Origin of the sequence: [Clostridium] hylemonae DSM 15053, assembly GCF_008281175.1 — a bacterium.
GTDB lineage: Bacteria > Bacillota > Clostridia > Lachnospirales > Lachnospiraceae > Extibacter > Extibacter hylemonae.
Genome location: NZ_CP036524.1, coordinates 3675757 through 3691217, shown reverse-complemented (window position 1 = coordinate 3691217; position 15461 = coordinate 3675757). Strand labels below are relative to the sequence as shown.

At 47.1% G+C, this 15461-nt stretch carries 10 protein-coding genes; 7 read left to right on the top strand and 3 right to left on the bottom strand.

What is annotated here, in order from left to right; all coding sequences use genetic code 11:
• Positions 1 to 3 precede the first annotated feature (3 nt).
• Genes LAJLEIBI_RS17320 through LAJLEIBI_RS17305 form a run of 4 tightly spaced genes read left to right on the top strand, consistent with a single transcriptional unit; the run spans position 4 to position 7961 of the window.
• A complete protein-coding gene (locus tag LAJLEIBI_RS17320; protein WP_006443456.1) occupies positions 4 to 4518 on the top strand; it encodes an InlB B-repeat-containing protein in 4515 nt (1504 codons plus the stop codon).
• Positions 4519 to 4530: 12 nt separating this feature from the next.
• Positions 4531 to 6192: a DUF342 domain-containing protein gene (locus LAJLEIBI_RS17315; protein WP_040435104.1), complete on the top strand. Its 1662-nt coding sequence runs from the start codon at positions 4531 to 4533 to the stop codon at positions 6190 to 6192.
• Positions 6185 to 7528, top strand: a complete 1344-nt coding sequence (locus tag LAJLEIBI_RS17310) for an EAL domain-containing protein (protein ID WP_006443454.1) — start codon at positions 6185 to 6187, stop codon at positions 7526 to 7528. The genes LAJLEIBI_RS17315 and LAJLEIBI_RS17310 overlap by 8 nt, the downstream gene beginning before the upstream one ends.
• Positions 7529 to 7553: 25 nt before the next feature.
• Complete coding sequence (locus tag LAJLEIBI_RS17305) at positions 7554 to 7961, top strand: bacteriohemerythrin (RefSeq protein ID WP_040435103.1); 408 nt, start codon at positions 7554 to 7556, stop codon at positions 7959 to 7961.
• A 14-nt stretch (positions 7962 to 7975) separates the two neighbouring features.
• On the opposite strand, the gene LAJLEIBI_RS17300 is transcribed toward LAJLEIBI_RS17305, so the two are convergent.
• Positions 7976 to 9109 (bottom strand): hypothetical protein, encoded by a 1134-nt coding sequence (locus LAJLEIBI_RS17300; protein WP_006443452.1) that lies wholly within the window; start codon positions 9107 to 9109, stop codon positions 7976 to 7978.
• 161 nt (positions 9110 to 9270) lie between these two features.
• Positions 9271 to 9804, bottom strand: coding sequence for a TetR/AcrR family transcriptional regulator (locus tag LAJLEIBI_RS17295; RefSeq protein WP_006443451.1), 534 nt, complete (start codon positions 9802 to 9804; stop codon positions 9271 to 9273).
• 233 nt (positions 9805 to 10037) lie between these two features.
• Between LAJLEIBI_RS17295 and LAJLEIBI_RS17290 the strand changes: the two genes are divergently transcribed.
• Complete coding sequence (locus LAJLEIBI_RS17290; RefSeq protein WP_006443449.1) at positions 10038 to 10232, top strand: hypothetical protein; 195 nt, start codon at positions 10038 to 10040, stop codon at positions 10230 to 10232.
• Positions 10233 to 10408: 176 nt separating this feature from the next.
• On the opposite strand, the gene LAJLEIBI_RS17285 is transcribed toward LAJLEIBI_RS17290, so the two are convergent.
• Positions 10409 to 11860, bottom strand: a complete 1452-nt coding sequence (locus LAJLEIBI_RS17285; RefSeq protein ID WP_147570509.1) for a flagellin N-terminal helical domain-containing protein — start codon at positions 11858 to 11860, stop codon at positions 10409 to 10411.
• Between the two features lie 501 nt (positions 11861 to 12361).
• Here LAJLEIBI_RS17285 and LAJLEIBI_RS17280 point away from each other — a divergent pair.
• On the top strand, positions 12362 to 13456 hold the full coding sequence (locus tag LAJLEIBI_RS17280) for a site-specific integrase (protein WP_040435101.1): 1095 nt from the start codon (positions 12362 to 12364) through the stop codon (positions 13454 to 13456).
• 111 nt (positions 13457 to 13567) lie between these two features.
• Positions 13568 to 15127, top strand: coding sequence for a flagellin N-terminal helical domain-containing protein (locus LAJLEIBI_RS17275; RefSeq protein WP_040435102.1), 1560 nt, complete (start codon positions 13568 to 13570; stop codon positions 15125 to 15127).
• The last annotated feature ends 334 nt before the right edge of the window (positions 15128 to 15461 follow it).

The following is a 15461-nucleotide window of genomic DNA, read 5'->3' as shown; positions in this document are numbered from 1 at the left end:
AATATGGGAAAGAAAAACTTCAGGAAGTTAAAAATACTATTGATGGCAGGAGCCATCGCCGCACTTGTATTTACGGCCGGCGCCGGGGAGGCGCTGGCGGTCGGGATCCATGTGGATGAAAACGCGGCTGAGACCGGCAATGACGATCAGAAGGCGCAGGAGGACGGGACGGCCAAGGAGCAAGAAGAATCCGGCGGCAACATAGATAAGAGCGGACAGGAAGACGCGCCCCCCGCCGGGCAGGAAAGTATTGAACTGGTGCAGGGTGATACTCCGGCGCTGCGCGCGCTGAAAGATGCGGCGGAGGGAAAAACGGACTTACGTCAGGTGATGCTGTCTGAGAGGCTCACTGCTTCCAGCGTTCGAGCTGTGCCGGGGGCGTTTGACATATCAGAAGGGGATATTACGCTGTCGGAAAACGGTGACTATGAGCAGAAAAATAAGCTGGATACCGTTGTTTCCACCGGAACGAAGGGAGACGAACAGTTTACCGTGACAGGGAACACGGGAGAGTATGGTATCCGCGTAAAAAGCGGCGCGTCTGCGACTATTCAGGTACAGGGGATGAAGATAAACATGACGCCGGATGCCCCAAAGAAAAGCGGCATTTATATAGAAGCGGGAGCGACGGTCACACTCGTGCTCGGCACAGACGATACACTTGTGTCCGGCAGTGGCTACATGCCGGGGATCACGCTGGAACCGGGAGCGACGCTAAACATTACTGGTGCAGGCGTGCTGGATGTCACCGGCGGCGCGGGAGCAGACGGCATAAGCGGAACCGATAATGCGCAGGGCGGCACGCTCAAGGTAGACGGGGAGGCAAGGCTGCATGTATACAGCGATCAGGAATCGGCATGCAATGTAAAAGTTTCTTCCATATCAAACAAGATCCTGCAGGGCACGCTCGAGACGCCGGTTTCCATGGATGCGCCGACTAACATACAGGCAGAAAATAAAAATAAGAGGACAGAGAAGTATCCGATGACTCTTCCGGCGGGACACCGTTCCTTTGCCGTGTCGACTACGGCGGACGGCGGAGAATATGTCTCATATTTTCCCGGAACTGACGGAAACGTACAGTCTTCTCACCTTCTTGTAGACGCGGCTGCGCCGGCGCGGCACAGTTATAACCTCACCGGGGCCGGCAATACCTTTGCCGCACTTCGGAATCTGAAAGACCAGGAAGTCGCGTATACAGTCATATTCCACGCAAACGGCGGCACATTCCATGAGACAGAGAATGAGAAGCTTATCTTTGACGGCAGTAAAAAAGTGAAATATGGTGAATTGATAACCGGAGCGCCTGGGAATGCAGATGTAGAGCGGAACGCGCATACACTGCTCGGCTGGTACCGGATACAGGATTCTGCGGAAGACTCCGACAAGTGGAATTTCGACAGAGACCAGGTCGTTAGGGACAACATGACGTTATATGCTACATGGAAACCGGATTCCTGTACGGTCATCTACCGGTCAGGTAACCAGAACGTAATGACAAAGGACGGGTACGCATATAAGGATACGATAGAAAAAGCAGACAGCTGGAAGCCGGGCAGTGATATTAATAAGGGTTATACACTCGTGTACTGGCAGACAGATGATGGAAAACGGTGGGAATTCGGCGCTGGCGGTACGCAGCTTACAAAGGCGACGACAGTCCTTACGGCAGTATGGCTTCAGGACTGTACGGTCACATTTGATCCGAATGCCGGAGGAGAAGAGATCACAGGCTGGCCGAGAAAGACGACCGTTCCGGCGACATGGCTTGTGAGCAGGCCGGACGAGAAGCCGCTGCGGGCCGGTTACCGTTTTACGAACTGGTATAAGGACAAGGCTTGTACCCAGGAGTGGGACTTTGATTCCGACACGGCGAAAGGCGCGAAGATGACGCTCTATGCCGGCTGGGGGGCAGAGACCACGATCGTTACCTTTCATGTGGATACGGATGCAGGAGAAATGGTGACACCGACGACATTGGCTGTCGGTTTCGGCAATACGATCGACGAGCCGTCGGCTTCCAAGCCAAAGCGGACAGATAAACTGACTACGGAGTATGTAGTAGAAGGGTGGTATACGGACGACAGACCGGCGAAGAAGTGGGATTTCAGTACAGAGCTTATCGACCCGGACGGCGAATTCCACCTGTACGCGAAGTGGAGGCAGAAGACATGCTATGCAGTGCTGAACCCTGGGGATAAGGACGCCGCTCCTCAGGAAGAGATTCCCAAACAGGTGCCTTACGGCAGTACCCTGGAGACGCAGTACGGCGCGGACGGGCTGGATGACGTGTTTACCAAAAAAGGGCATAAGATAACCGGCTGGCGCACGCCGGCAGGAAAGCTGTGGGGCATGGATGAACCATTGACAGAAGACGTGAGTCTTAAAGCACAGTGGGAAGCAGAAGTCTATGATGTGAAATTTGAGACCCCTGCGGACGCACCGGAGCTTCCAGATAATGAGAAAATGCAGCAGGTCGTATTCAACCGTACCGTACAGGCCCCTGCATATCCGGAGACGGATGACGCGTGGCCGGGGCATACATTCCTCGGCTGGAATACAGATGTGAACGGAAACGGGACGGACTGGATATTTTCCGGGGAGGCAGGAGCGACTCTGGTTGAAGAGCCTGTAACGCTTTATGCACAGTGGCAGCGGGATGAGTATACCGTGTCCTTCCATACATACGCAGGCGATGAGAATCCGCCGCCGGATCAGAGTGGTATCTATTATGGGGAGAACATATCCGCACCTGCGGAACCTGCCCGGGAGCATTATGATTTCCTCGGCTGGTTTACGGATGAAGAGCATACTCACCTCTGGGACTTTGACGCAGATACGGTGACCGGTGACATGGTACTGTATGCCGGCTGGGAGGGCAATCTCCTCGATGTTACGCTGCATGTCACATATGAGCCGGAGCACGCAGAGCATCCGGGGGAAGAGGTGGCGGTGACTCCCACAGAAGACATCAGGTACGGAGATTTTCTTGACAGAGATATGCTGGAGAGTCTGGAGGAGACAAAGCACCGTGACGGGTATACGCTGAACGGGTGGTTTACCTCGCCTGATCATGCGTCAGAGAGCGAATGGAAGTTTGCCGATATGAGAGCAGAGCCCGCGGACGAGCAGCTGGATCTGTATGCGTACTGGACGTGGGATGAATATACGGTGACGTTTGTCACATACGACGGAGATGAAGAAAACAATATCCCGCCTGTGCAGGGAGTCCATTTCGGGGAGAAGATCACAAGACCTGAAAATGATCCGGTGAGAGAGCACTATGAATTTGACGACTGGTATGCTGATCTGGAGGCGGAGGATAAAACGCCGTGGAACTTTGGCACCGATACGGTGAAGGGTGACATGAATCTGTATGCCGGCTGGATCCCTGATGTATATACGTTATCCTTTGAGACGAACGGGGGAACACCGCTGGATCCGGTACCGGTGACGTATGGAACTTATGTAGATAAAGAGCTGCTTAAGACGAAGCGTACCGGATACGAACTTACCGGCTGGTTCAAGGACCCGGGGCTGACAGAAGCCTTTGCCCCGGAGAGCGAGTATGTAGACCGGGATATGACCATCTATGCGGCGTGGGAGCTGGAAAAGTTCACCGTAAGACTGCACTACCGTGAGGACAAGGACAGCCAGGAAGAGGAAGTCACCACGTACACAAAGGTATACCAGGTGGGAGATTATATCGCGAAACCGGACAAGGCCATTCCGCATAAGACACTCAGCAGCTGGTTCACTGCTCCTGACTGGCAGAAAGAACATCAGTGGGTATTTAAAAGGGACAAGGTGACCGGAGACACGGATCTCTATGCTTACTGGTCTGATACGCTGTACAAAGTCCATTTTGAGACATACGGGGGAACGGAGATAGAAGATAAGGAACTGCCCTGGGGAAGCCTGCTGGAGGCGCCGGAGGCGCCGGAACATGACGGTTGTGTGTTCGGAGGGTGGTTTAAAGACGCAGAATACAAGACCGCGTGGGATTTTGAAGAAGATTTTGTAGACGGCAATACAACTGTTTATGCCAAATGGAAACCGAATACATATACGGTGACGTTTGACGCCGCGGGAGGCACGGGAGGACCGGCTGCCCAGAAACTTCCGTACGGTTCCCTCATTCCAGAACCGGCGGCGCCTGTCAGAGAAGGGTATGTGCTGACAGGATGGAAGAGCTCCGAGGGCGGAGACTGGAATTTTGCCCAGGATACAGTTGCGGGAGACATGACGCTGACTGCTCAGTGGAAGGCGGCTGCCGCCGCGGCCAAAGCATCCGGGGAGGGGAAACAGACGGGCGGCACAGGCTCGTCCGGAGGAGCCGGCGGTACGTCAGGTTCCGGAGACGGTACGCTGGATTCAGCGGTGCAGGCGCTGACAGACGCGGCAAACGGGCTTAAGAAGATCCTCACAGGGGACAAAGCGCCGCTGACTTACGCGGTCACAGGAATCTTTCTGTCCGCCGCCGCACTTATATGGCTGTTAAAAAAACGCTTTAAATAATTAGGATATAGAGTGAAGGTATGCACAGTGGATGAGGTAAAAGTAACTTATAAAGAATTAGAACAATATCTGAAAAAAAGAAATTATTTTGGAATGCGGCCGGATAAGGAATTTATCCGGTCTCAGCTTGAAGACCCGTATCTGGCGGGGATCACATTTGAAGGACTGCTCCGTGAAGGCTGGAAAGTATATCTTCAGAAAATGCTGGAGCGCGGCTCGCAGTGGGAAGAGATCCGCAGAGAGAAGAAGAAAGAGCAGGACAGTATCCGGGCGCTTTTCTATGGAATGAGCAACACGCAGGAGCGGGAAGACGGACGCAGCAGCTTCGTGGAGACCGATGACGGAATGGAGCTCAAATTGATACTGCACCGGCCCGGTCCCGGAGAGAAACCGCTGACAGAGAATGATATCTGGAAGCTGCTCATCAAAAAGGGCGTTACGTACGGCGTTAAAGAATCCTACATCCGCCGTCTTGTGGAGCGCCCCATATACGAAAAGCGGTTCCGTATAGCGCAGGGGGAGCGTCCCGAAGCCGGCGAAGACGGAAAAGTTATCTATCATTTTAATAAAGACTTCAGCCTGGCGCCGAAGATAGATGCGGAGGGCAAAGCAGATTATAAATCACTGGACTACGTAAAGACGATCAACAAGGGAGATCTGTTATGCGAGATCATCCCTCCTACGCGCGGAAAAGAAGGGAGAGGGCTGGACGGCAGTATCATTCCCGGAATTGAAGGCAGGAGCGCGAATGTCTCGGCTGGGATGAACACGCTGCTGTCGGCGGATAAGAAAAGAATATATGCGTCCTGTGACGGTTTTCCCGTAGAGGAGGACGGGGTGATCCATGTCTGTAAATATCTTCAGCTTGAAAATGTTGACGGCAAGACCGGTAATATAGACTTTATCGGTTCCGTATACATTTCCGGGGATGTGCAGGCCGGATTCAAGGTAACGGCGACGGATGACGTTATAGTGGACGGACTCGTGGAAGGCAGTCTGGAGGCGGGCAGAAATATTATCCTCAGAAATGGCATGAAAGGCGCCGGGCGTGAATCACTGGCGGCGGGCAAAGACATAAGGGCAGAGTTTATAGAGAATGCAGAGGTTCTTGTGAAGGGGAATGTGTACGCGGATGTCGTTATGAACAGCAAGGTAGAGTGCTGGGAGAGTATGCTCGTGTTCGGAAGGAGAGGCAGGCTTGTCGGCGGCGAATACTGGGCCGGAAATAAGATAGAAGCGGATGAGATCGGAAATGAGGCCAATGTATACACGGCGCTCAGGCTTTTTCCGTCTGTCGGCGAGGACCGGAAGCGGAAGAACTTTACGCTGCAGGTCAAGGAAGCGAGCAGCATGATCAATGAACTGTCCAAAGTGCTGGAGCAGAAGGAAGGGATGGATGACGCTGGATGGAGGATCGTCGTGGTAAGGGTCGCCTATCTGATCAAATACCTGGATAAGCATATAGAACAATGGCAGGAGCGGCTCATGAAAATACAGGAATGGAACAGGCAGAACCGTATGGTCAGAGCCATGGAGGTACTTCACTCCAACATATATATCGAGCTGAACAGCGCCCCCTTCCGCAACCGGCACGAACGCTTCGGCCGGACAAAGATATATCTTGTAGGCGGAAATATAGACGTGATAACAGAAGGGAAAGATAGCAATGATTAATTTTTTTAAATCAGGAACGGCCGAACGCCAGAAGCCGGCAAAAGAAACACCGGACAGCCCGGAAGGCGTTCAGCGGCTTGGCAGCCGGGAACTTCTGGAAAAAGAATATTCGGATGTGGCTGAGATGGCAAACGAAGTTCTCGTCATTATTCAATTGAACAGGTTCAATCATCTGAACACGATATTTGGAATGGAAATGATCGAGACCATCGTAAAGATCTTAAGCGGACTTATCGCCGACTATGCAGAGCGTTCGGGGGGGAAGGCGTACTCGCTGCAGATGGACCTGATCGCGGTGATAACGCCGTACGGCGAGCGTGATACGTTTCTTGCAGGGCTGCAGGAGCAGGTCAAGAAGATGGAAGAAGTCAACTTCCGGGATGAGGATATTGTATACAGCAATCATTATACATTTACATATATTGTTTATTTTCTCGATTTTGACAAGTCGTACATACCGGATATCAAGATCATCCTTGACAATATGCTCCTCAAGCTGAAGCAGATCGGAAACGGCAACAGCACGAGAGGTGAAGTGTATAACGGGGCGGGAGATCCGAACTGGAGACTGCTGGACAGCCTGAGCAGGGAAGTGAAAAGGGGCTGGGAAAACCGGGAATTTATTCCTTATTACCAGCTCATATATGAGCTGAAGACGGGGACGCCTGTGGGGGCGGAGCTTCTGACAAGATGGAATCACCCGGAGCGGGGGATCCTTACTCCCAATGAATTCCTGTCGGTTCTTGAAAAACAGGGACTTATCCTCAATCTCGACCTGTACATGCTGGAAGAGGCGTGCAAGAAAATAAAGAACTGGATCGAAGAGGAGCTCGTGACGGTTCCGATCACGGTCAATGTATCCAAGCTTAATCTTCACAGAGAAGACTTTCTGCCGAAGGTGCTCGATATTGTAAAGCGGTACGACATACCGGGAGTGCTTCTTATCTTAGAAATAGAAGAAAGCATTATCGTCACGGAGCTGGATTCAGAACTGATACATACGATCAATGAGCTTAGAGATTACGGAATTCAGATATCAATGGATAAATTTGCGGCTACAGAGTATTCTTCCCTCAATGTGCTGCGCTATGTGCCGATCGACATGATCAAGGTAAATCCTTCCTTCTTTCCGGGAGGAGACGCGGACAGACGGGAGAAGATATTTGTGCGCAACGTATTCCGGATGCTGCGGGACCTTGGGATAAGGGCGGTAGCCGAGCGCGCGGAGACGATGGAGGATATCGCAAAATTTGAAAAGTACGGCTGTGAATGTGCACAGGGATTCTACTATTCAAAACCTATGTGCGACGAAGAATTTGAAAAGATAATATTCTAATATGATAATAAAAAGGAGATTTAAAATGAAATACGAAGTGACAAAAGAACTGGAAACTGGAAACGTACTGATCGATTCAGAACACAGGCAGTTGTTCCAGATGGTGAATAACCTTCAGGATGCGTGCGCACAGGGAAAGGGCAGGGCTCAGATAGAGTCATCGGTCAAATTCCTCATGGATTATGTAAAGAAGCATTTTAATGATGAAGAAAGTCTGCAGAAGCAGTACAAATACCCGGGATATGACGCACACCACAAGTTCCATCAGGGGTATATGACGCAGATAGACAATGCCGGTAAAGAACTCCTGTCAAAGGATGCAGATATCGCATCCCTTGCAGAAGTGAACAGGCTCATAGGAATCCTCATATCTCATATCAGAACAGAAGACAAAAAAATTGCGTCGCATATCCATGCTATAGATGGAAAATAACAGGCGGGCATGTATTAAAAATCAACAGGTACGGATGAAATGCTGATGTCAGCGGCTGTCAAAGCCGGGACATCGGCATTTTGCATAGCGGGGATATCCTGCGGAAGTGAAAGTTCCGGTATATTGGGAACATTTTCTGGCTTTTCATCAGGATCATACCGGTTATATCTGCGGAAGCGGAAAGACTGGTTGAGTTCTTCAAGCTGTCCTTCCTTCCGGATACATGCATCTGCCGTCCGCCTTCTCGTCTCCATTTTCTTCCGTTCCAGCTTAAGCTTAAGGGCACGGGAGTCTTCCTGACGCTTCTGTGCCCGTTTCTGGCGGAGAGCAGTCAGCTCTGCTTCATTCAGGCGGCGGATCTTACGGCCGCCTCTCTGGAGCAGCTTCTGCATGGATGAAATGGCCGTTCTGGCTTTCATACGTTCTTCACTGTCCCCGAAGCTGGCAGCAAGACGGAGATTAGCGATATCACGCCTGGCCCGGGACATGACAGTCTGTACCTGTCCCTTTGTCCTGGCGCCCGCAAGATTATTGTACGAGTGTGAGATGACCTTGAGGGATACTTTTCCCGATTTACTGTAAATGGTCTTTGAAATATCGGAACTGTCCTGACTTGTTCCGTTCCATGAGAACGCGTTTGTATTCTGCTCCTTTTGAACCTGACCCGATTTATCTGCGGATGCTTCCGCCGTCCAGTAAAGTGTCTCCTGTCCTGCGGCATAAAAGCCTTGTGCCTGCCCGGGGGCTTCGGAGGAAGAAAGGCGGTTCAGCAGCTGTACAAGGATTGATTTTCCTTTCTCATAGTCCTCCTGGCTGTTCTGCATCTTTTGGAGAAATGAATCAGAGAGAAGAAGATAACTTCCTTCACCGAGAGACGCGGCCGCATTGCGCAGACTATCCTTGTCAAGTTCTCCTGTTATGAAGATGCCGATGCCGGGATATTTCTCCTGCAGGGAAGAAAGCATCTGCCGGACCAATGCTTTGGTATCGTCGGTATATGTCCATTCTGCAGATAAGTCCGCATGGTCATTTGGCTGCGCAGGACCGGTCTGAGAGACAGAAGAGGACGTACGTTCCTTCCGGGCAGCAGATGCCGGCTCCGTATGAGTGACTGCAGGGGACTGCGTGATTTTATTAATAATACCCATATGAACCTCCTGTGAGAATCGATTTCCATAGGTACTTCGCTGTGCGCTGTGTCTTGTTCCTTCTATATTATATATCGTCAGTTTGATGCCTGGAACTAAGCCATAAATTGAAAAACAGGGCCGGCGCGCTGTCTTTCCCTCCCGCGCCGGCACCTTCGTGTCTATTGTAATGAAACGCGTCCCTGATATTCGCTGCGGATAATTTCGTCCATTTCTTCCGGTGTTTCTTTACAGCCGCCTGCAAGCCATTTTTTCACGATCGCATTAAATCCACTTCTGAAAAATTCGATATGGTATTCAATATGTCGATTATCAAAATCTTGCTTTGCCTGATGAACGTCATAATACTTGAGCTTGAATTGATCATCATAACCGAGCTTAAAGTAAGTGCGGTAAAAGAGTTGATTTTCTTTGATATGGCGAAACAGTCTTAGATAATCATTACTGTTAAACTTCTGCGTCGTCTCTGCTTCATACAGCAGGTTTACTTCTTTTTCTAAAGCTTCTCTTAGTTTGTCTGCCAGTTCATAAATATCTGAATAATTAGCGTAAAAAGTGCTGCGGTTTAATTCGCACCGTTTGCAGATGTCTGAAACGGATATTTCGTGAAGCTCCTTTGTCTGCAGCAATTCAATAAAAACCTTTTCTATCCGTTCAATAGATTCCCGCCGGCGCCGATTATTTTTTATGTTCATGATACCCCTCTTTTATTATTCCAACACTTGTGTACATATTGATGATTGTTTCTGCTGCCTGATACCATTATACTAAACTCACAAAGGACCAACAACTGTTGGTTTAATAATTTATGGAGGTGATTTGTATGAAGAAAAGCAGTTTTGCCGCATTGTCGTTCTGCTCTGCTTGATTCCCCTGAGGAAAGGCATTAAGGAATGAGAAAAGGAATAAAAAGGAAAGGTGTGTAATTATGGCGAGATCCAAAATTGTAAAGGTAAATGAAAAGATTGCTGAGAAAGTTGTAGGAACATTTGGAAAAATAGAGGATACAATTGTTGGAGGTTATACGAAAATAGAGGATGCTTTTGTAGACCGATACCTTACCAAAGACGGGGAAACCATAAAAGAAGCAAAGAAAAGACTGCAGGGAAAAAACAAACAGTAAAAACCATGAGGCTGCATTTAGATGCGTTGCTTTTTTACAGCTTAAATAAACGGCGGCTTTGAAGAGTTTATCTTCAAAGCCGCCGTTTTAGACTTTAGACAGGTGAAACCGCCTGTTTATCAGGTTTCCTTCCTGCTATTTTACATCCTTGATAAAATAAATATCAATAGAAGTGTTTACTGTAATAACTGGAGAACTCCCTGAGGAATCTGGTTTGCCTGTGCAAGCATAGCCTGAGAAGCCTGTACAAGGATGTTATTCTTCGTGTAAGCCATCATCTCATTTGCCATGTCAACGTCACGGATACGGCTTTCAGCAGCTGTCATGTTCTCTGTCGTTACACTTAAGTTGTTGATGGTGTGCTCCAGACGGTTCTGGATAGCGCCGAGGTCACCACGTGTAGAGGATACAGAGTTGATTGCTTTCTTAATTAAGTCAACTGCATTCTTTCCGCCTTCCTGTGTGGAAATGTCAATAGATCCAATTCCAAGGGAAGTAGAAGACATATTGCCAACCTTAACTGTTAACTGGTTAAAAGAGTCTGCTGTATCGCCGATCTGGAGTGTGAGGCCTGCGCCCTGCTTACCAACACCATCGGTAACATTCTGAGCAGCACCAAGTCCTAAACCAGCTACGATGTCGCTTCCTAATTTTGAACCTGAAAATTCTACAGTCATAGCGCCTGCGCCGGCATCGCTTAATATTTTGTTGATTTCTGTAGATGTGTAGGATTTCGTATTGTCAAGCTGGATCACAACGGCGCCATCAGTATTTGTTGCACCGTGCGCTCCATCCGCAGCTGTTCCTGTTATCTGTACGCTTGCAAGACCAGTCTCACCTTTTGCAAAGTTGATCTTAAAGCCGTCGGCACGTGTGCCGGCGATCGTTGCAGCTGTCGGGTCAATTTTAGTAGTATCTACTTTAGCTACGTCAGCAGCAACTTTAGTGCCTGTACCAGTAACCTTTGCGTCTTTGTAACCGGCATTTTTTAAAGCTGCTTCTAAATCTGCATTAGAAAGTGTAGTACCATCGTTAGAAACAGTAATGTTTAAGATACCATTTTCATCCAGAGCATCTACTGCTGCAGTCTGAGCATCTCCGGTTGTTCCTGCATCATAAGTGATTTTGATTCCCTTAACATCCGTAGACAATCCACCGATCTGGTAACCGCTTACAGTTGCAGATGCAGTAGCTGTCGCACCGCCTAAGGAACCATCTAACAAGTTGATACCATTAAAGTTAGTGCCTTCAGAAATTCTGTCGATCTCATCTTTCAGAGACTGGATTTCTTTCTGCAGGTTTGCACGGTCTGTCTCATTGTCATATGTACCATTGGCAGACTGGTCAGCCAGCTCTACCATACGGTTCAGCATAGAGTGAACTTCTGTAAGAGCGCCTTCTGCTGTCTGTACTAAAGAGATACCGTCCTGTGCGTTCTTCTGAGCAGTCTCAAGGCCTGTGATCTGTGCACGCATCTTTTCAGAAATAGCAAGACCAGCAGCGTCATCGCCTGCGCGGTTGATCCTGTAACCGGAAGATAACTTCTCGAGGTTTTTAGATACAGCACTATTGTTATTTGTTAAGTTGCGGTATGAATTCAGAGCCGCGATATTATGTTGGATTCTCATATATAATTCCTCCTTGAATTAATTTTACCAGGGCTTCCCTGCCCTGTTTGATTTCCCTTTAGTGTTTTGTTTTTTAATCATAGGGAAGGAATGATTAAAAAATGTCTTTCTGCATAACAGAAAGGTTCCGGAAATTAATCCGTAAAATTTGTTACTTGACGCGTCAAACGTTGATAAACAGGGCATTTCCAGAATATTAAATTAAGAAAATTCTTATTTATCATGTTCAATTAGATTATCGTCAATTAATAAAGAAAAATAAGAAGGAATTAGAGAATTTGTAAAAACTTTTATTTTTTCCCCCAAAAATGGGGCTTTCTGGGATATAAATATTTAGTACCAGGATAGTACTGGTGGATATTTTACAAATCCCTCTATTTCAGTCATTCACAACCGATATTTATTACCCGGAAAATATCTTAAGTACCAGGGCAGTACAAATTGCTATTTTCTAAAAGGAGGAAAAAGGATACATTTAGAATCAAAAAGGAGAGAAATTTTATGCCAACATATTTAAATCAAAGCTCACAAACATGGTACTGTAAATTTTATTATAAGGACAGTCTTGGAAGGATCCGCCAGAAGAAAAAAGGCGGATTTCGTCTGCAGCGTGACGCGCGTGAATGGGAACGTTCATTTATCAATCAACATGAGGGCAGTCTGGATATGAGCTTTTCAGATCTATATTCCGCTTATTTTGAAAGTATGAAACACAGATTGAGAGATTCAACTTTACTGACAAAAGATAATTTAATTAAAACAAAGATTCTTCCCTACTTTGGAAATATTCCTATTAATCAGATCGATCCTGGTGCAATTAGAGAATGGCAGAATATAATGTGCGGTCAGCAAATGAACAATGGCAAACACTATTCCAGTACGTACCTAAAGGCAATGAATAACCAGTTATCTACTGTATTTAACTATGCGGTACGTTATTATAACCTACCGTCTAATCCATGCCTTGCCGCCGGAAGCATGGGGAAAAAACAGGCCGGTCAGAAAACCTTCTGGAAGCCAGAAGAATTTCATATTTTCCTTGAATATTTTTCAGAAAATATGGAGATGTATCTTATTTTTTCTCTGTTATACTATACCGGAGTACGTATAGGTGAAATGCTTGCTTTTAGTTATGATGATTTTAACTTGCAAAAAGGTACAGTTACCGTGAGAAAATCATATCGTAGAATTAGAAAAACAGATTATATCACGCCGCCCAAGACTCCAAAAAGCTTTCGGGTGATAGCACTTCCTGCATTTCTAATCGAACAACTGCAAAAATATTTCAGCTTAAAAGAAGGCAGTGGCATGGATGAGCGGATTTTTTCCGGTATATCAAGATACCATATTTCAAAATTCATGAATGAAGCATGTGAAAATACTAAGGTTAAAAAAATACGAATTCATGATCTGAGGCACAGCCATGCAAGTCTATTGATCGAATTAGGAGTCAGCCCTGTCCTGATAGCCGAGAGACTAGGTCATGAAAATGTAGAGACCACCTTAAATATATATAGTCATCTATACCCACATCGTCAAAAAGAATTGGCCGAAAGTTTAGACAGACTTTATTGTACAAATCATACTATGAAATAGCATGACATTAATATAATATATCATTCCTTCCCAATGATTAAATATTATACCAAAGGGAAACAGCACAGGGCAGGGAAGCCCTGGAAAAATCAATTCAAGGAGGAATTATATATGAGAATCCAACATAATATCGCGGCTCTGAATTCATACCGCAACTTAACAAACAATAATAGCGCTGTATCTAAAAACCTTGAGAAGTTATCTTCCGGTTACAGGATCAACCGCGCAGGCGATGACGCTGCCGGTCTTGCTATTTCTGAAAAGATGCGTGCACAGATCACAGGTCTTGAGACTGCTCAGAAGAACGCACAGGACGGTATCTCTTTAGTACAGACGGCAGAAGGCGCTCTTACAGAAGTTCACTCTATGCTGAACCGTATGGTAGAGCTGGCCGACCAGTCTGCCAATGGTACATACGATAACAAAACAGACCGTGCAAACTTGCAGAAGGAAATTCAGTCCCTGAAAGACGAGATCGATAGAATTTCTGAAGGTACTAACTTTAATGGTATTAATCTGCTGGATGGTTCTCTTGGAAGCACTTCTAAAGCAAATGTAGCAGTAGATGTAAAATATTCTGGATTAGATTCAAAACCAGGTGTACTGACATTACAGGCGGCTACTACAGCTGGCACAACAATTGCAGCTGGTTCCGCAAATGCTTTGTCAACGGCTGATAAGACTACTATGGAAGTAACATTTAGCGATGCTAATGGAAATCTTCAGAAGAAGACCGTAGAGTTTACAGCGGCAAACGCAGATATTACACATGCTGATAACGAAGCCGTATTACAGAAGGCATTTGAGGATGCACTTGGAGACGGTTATACAGTATCAGTTGCAGGCGGAGCTGTCACTATAGCTTCAAAAACAGCAGGCGCCGGAGATAAACTGGAAATCTTTTCTGCTAAATTATCAGATTCCACTGGGGCGATAGCTAATGATTTCGGTGCTGTAGCCAATACACCTGGTGCTGATGCATACTATAGGCTGAACACAGGTGCTGGAGTGCTCACTGCATATGACGGAACAGGAAATGCAGAGGATCATATCTTTGAGATAAATGGTCAGAAGTTTGCGTTTGCTACTGCAGACGGTGCAGCGAAACTAGCATCAGATGTTAATTATATTGAAACTGCCGCTGCTAATCCAACTGAGGCTAACATTGACAGTATGATCTCAATGATCAACAATAAGACCGGAATAGGTGCAGTAAAACACGGTACTACAGACATTGAATTAAAGCCTGGCACGACAACTGGAGCGAATGGAAACGGCCTGACACTCCAGATTGGTGACACAGCGGAAAGCTTTAATCAGCTCACAGTATCTATCGGCGATATGAGCACAAGCGCACTTGGACTGAGCGGTGTAGATATCTCCACACAGGCTGGCGCGAAAGCAGCTGTTGACGTGATCAGAAACGCAATCAACTCTGTATCCTCCACACGAGGCGACCTCGGTGCGATCCAGAACCGTCTGGAACACACCATCAACAACTTAAGTGTAACAACAGAGAACATGACAGCAGCAGAAAGCCGTATCCGTGACGTTGACATGGCTAACGAGATGATGGCTTACACGAAGAACAACATTCTTGTACAGGCTTCTCAGGCTATGCTTGCACAGGCAAATCAGATTCCTCAGGGAGTTCTTCAGTTATTACAGTAATTACAAACTGTCAAATAAGCCAGCCCGTTTTGGGGCTGGCTTTTAAGTGCATGTATTTTTACGCTCCATTTTCAAGACTGGCTATCCAGCACAAACTGGCAAAAGGCTAATTTCATAATCACTTGCAGGCTTAAATCAAATGTGTTAAATTATAGACACAAAGAACAACTGCCAAAGTGGTTGACCTGAATATGAATTGAAAATCCACCCAGTCCGCCAAGACTTTGAAGGGTGGTTTTTCTATGCACTAATGACTAATAAATAAATTACGGTTGCCCTTCAAAAGTTTATGATTTTGATACCAACGTACAATATTGTCATGCACGATATTACA

What these genes read in the sequence shown, in the direction of transcription:
- LAJLEIBI_RS17320 (WP_006443456.1), top strand. Translation starts at nt 4, where the DNA reads ATGGGAAAGAAAAACTTCAGGAAGTTAAAAATACTATTGATGGCAGGA.
- LAJLEIBI_RS17310 (WP_006443454.1), top strand. Translation starts at nt 6,185, where the DNA reads ATGATTAATTTTTTTAAATCAGGAACGGCCGAACGCCAGAAGCCGGCA.
- LAJLEIBI_RS17305 (WP_040435103.1), top strand. Translation starts at nt 7,554, where the DNA reads ATGAAATACGAAGTGACAAAAGAACTGGAAACTGGAAACGTACTGATC.
- LAJLEIBI_RS17300 (WP_006443452.1), bottom strand. Translation starts at nt 9,109, where the DNA reads ATGGGTATTATTAATAAAATCACGCAGTCCCCTGCAGTCACTCATACG.
- LAJLEIBI_RS17295 (WP_006443451.1), bottom strand. Translation starts at nt 9,804, where the DNA reads ATGAACATAAAAAATAATCGGCGCCGGCGGGAATCTATTGAACGGATA.
- LAJLEIBI_RS17290 (WP_006443449.1), top strand. Translation starts at nt 10,038, where the DNA reads ATGGCGAGATCCAAAATTGTAAAGGTAAATGAAAAGATTGCTGAGAAA.
- LAJLEIBI_RS17285 (WP_147570509.1), bottom strand. Translation starts at nt 11,860, where the DNA reads ATGAGAATCCAACATAATATCGCGGCTCTGAATTCATACCGCAACTTA.
- LAJLEIBI_RS17280 (WP_040435101.1), top strand. Translation starts at nt 12,362, where the DNA reads ATGCCAACATATTTAAATCAAAGCTCACAAACATGGTACTGTAAATTT.
- LAJLEIBI_RS17275 (WP_040435102.1), top strand. Translation starts at nt 13,568, where the DNA reads ATGAGAATCCAACATAATATCGCGGCTCTGAATTCATACCGCAACTTA.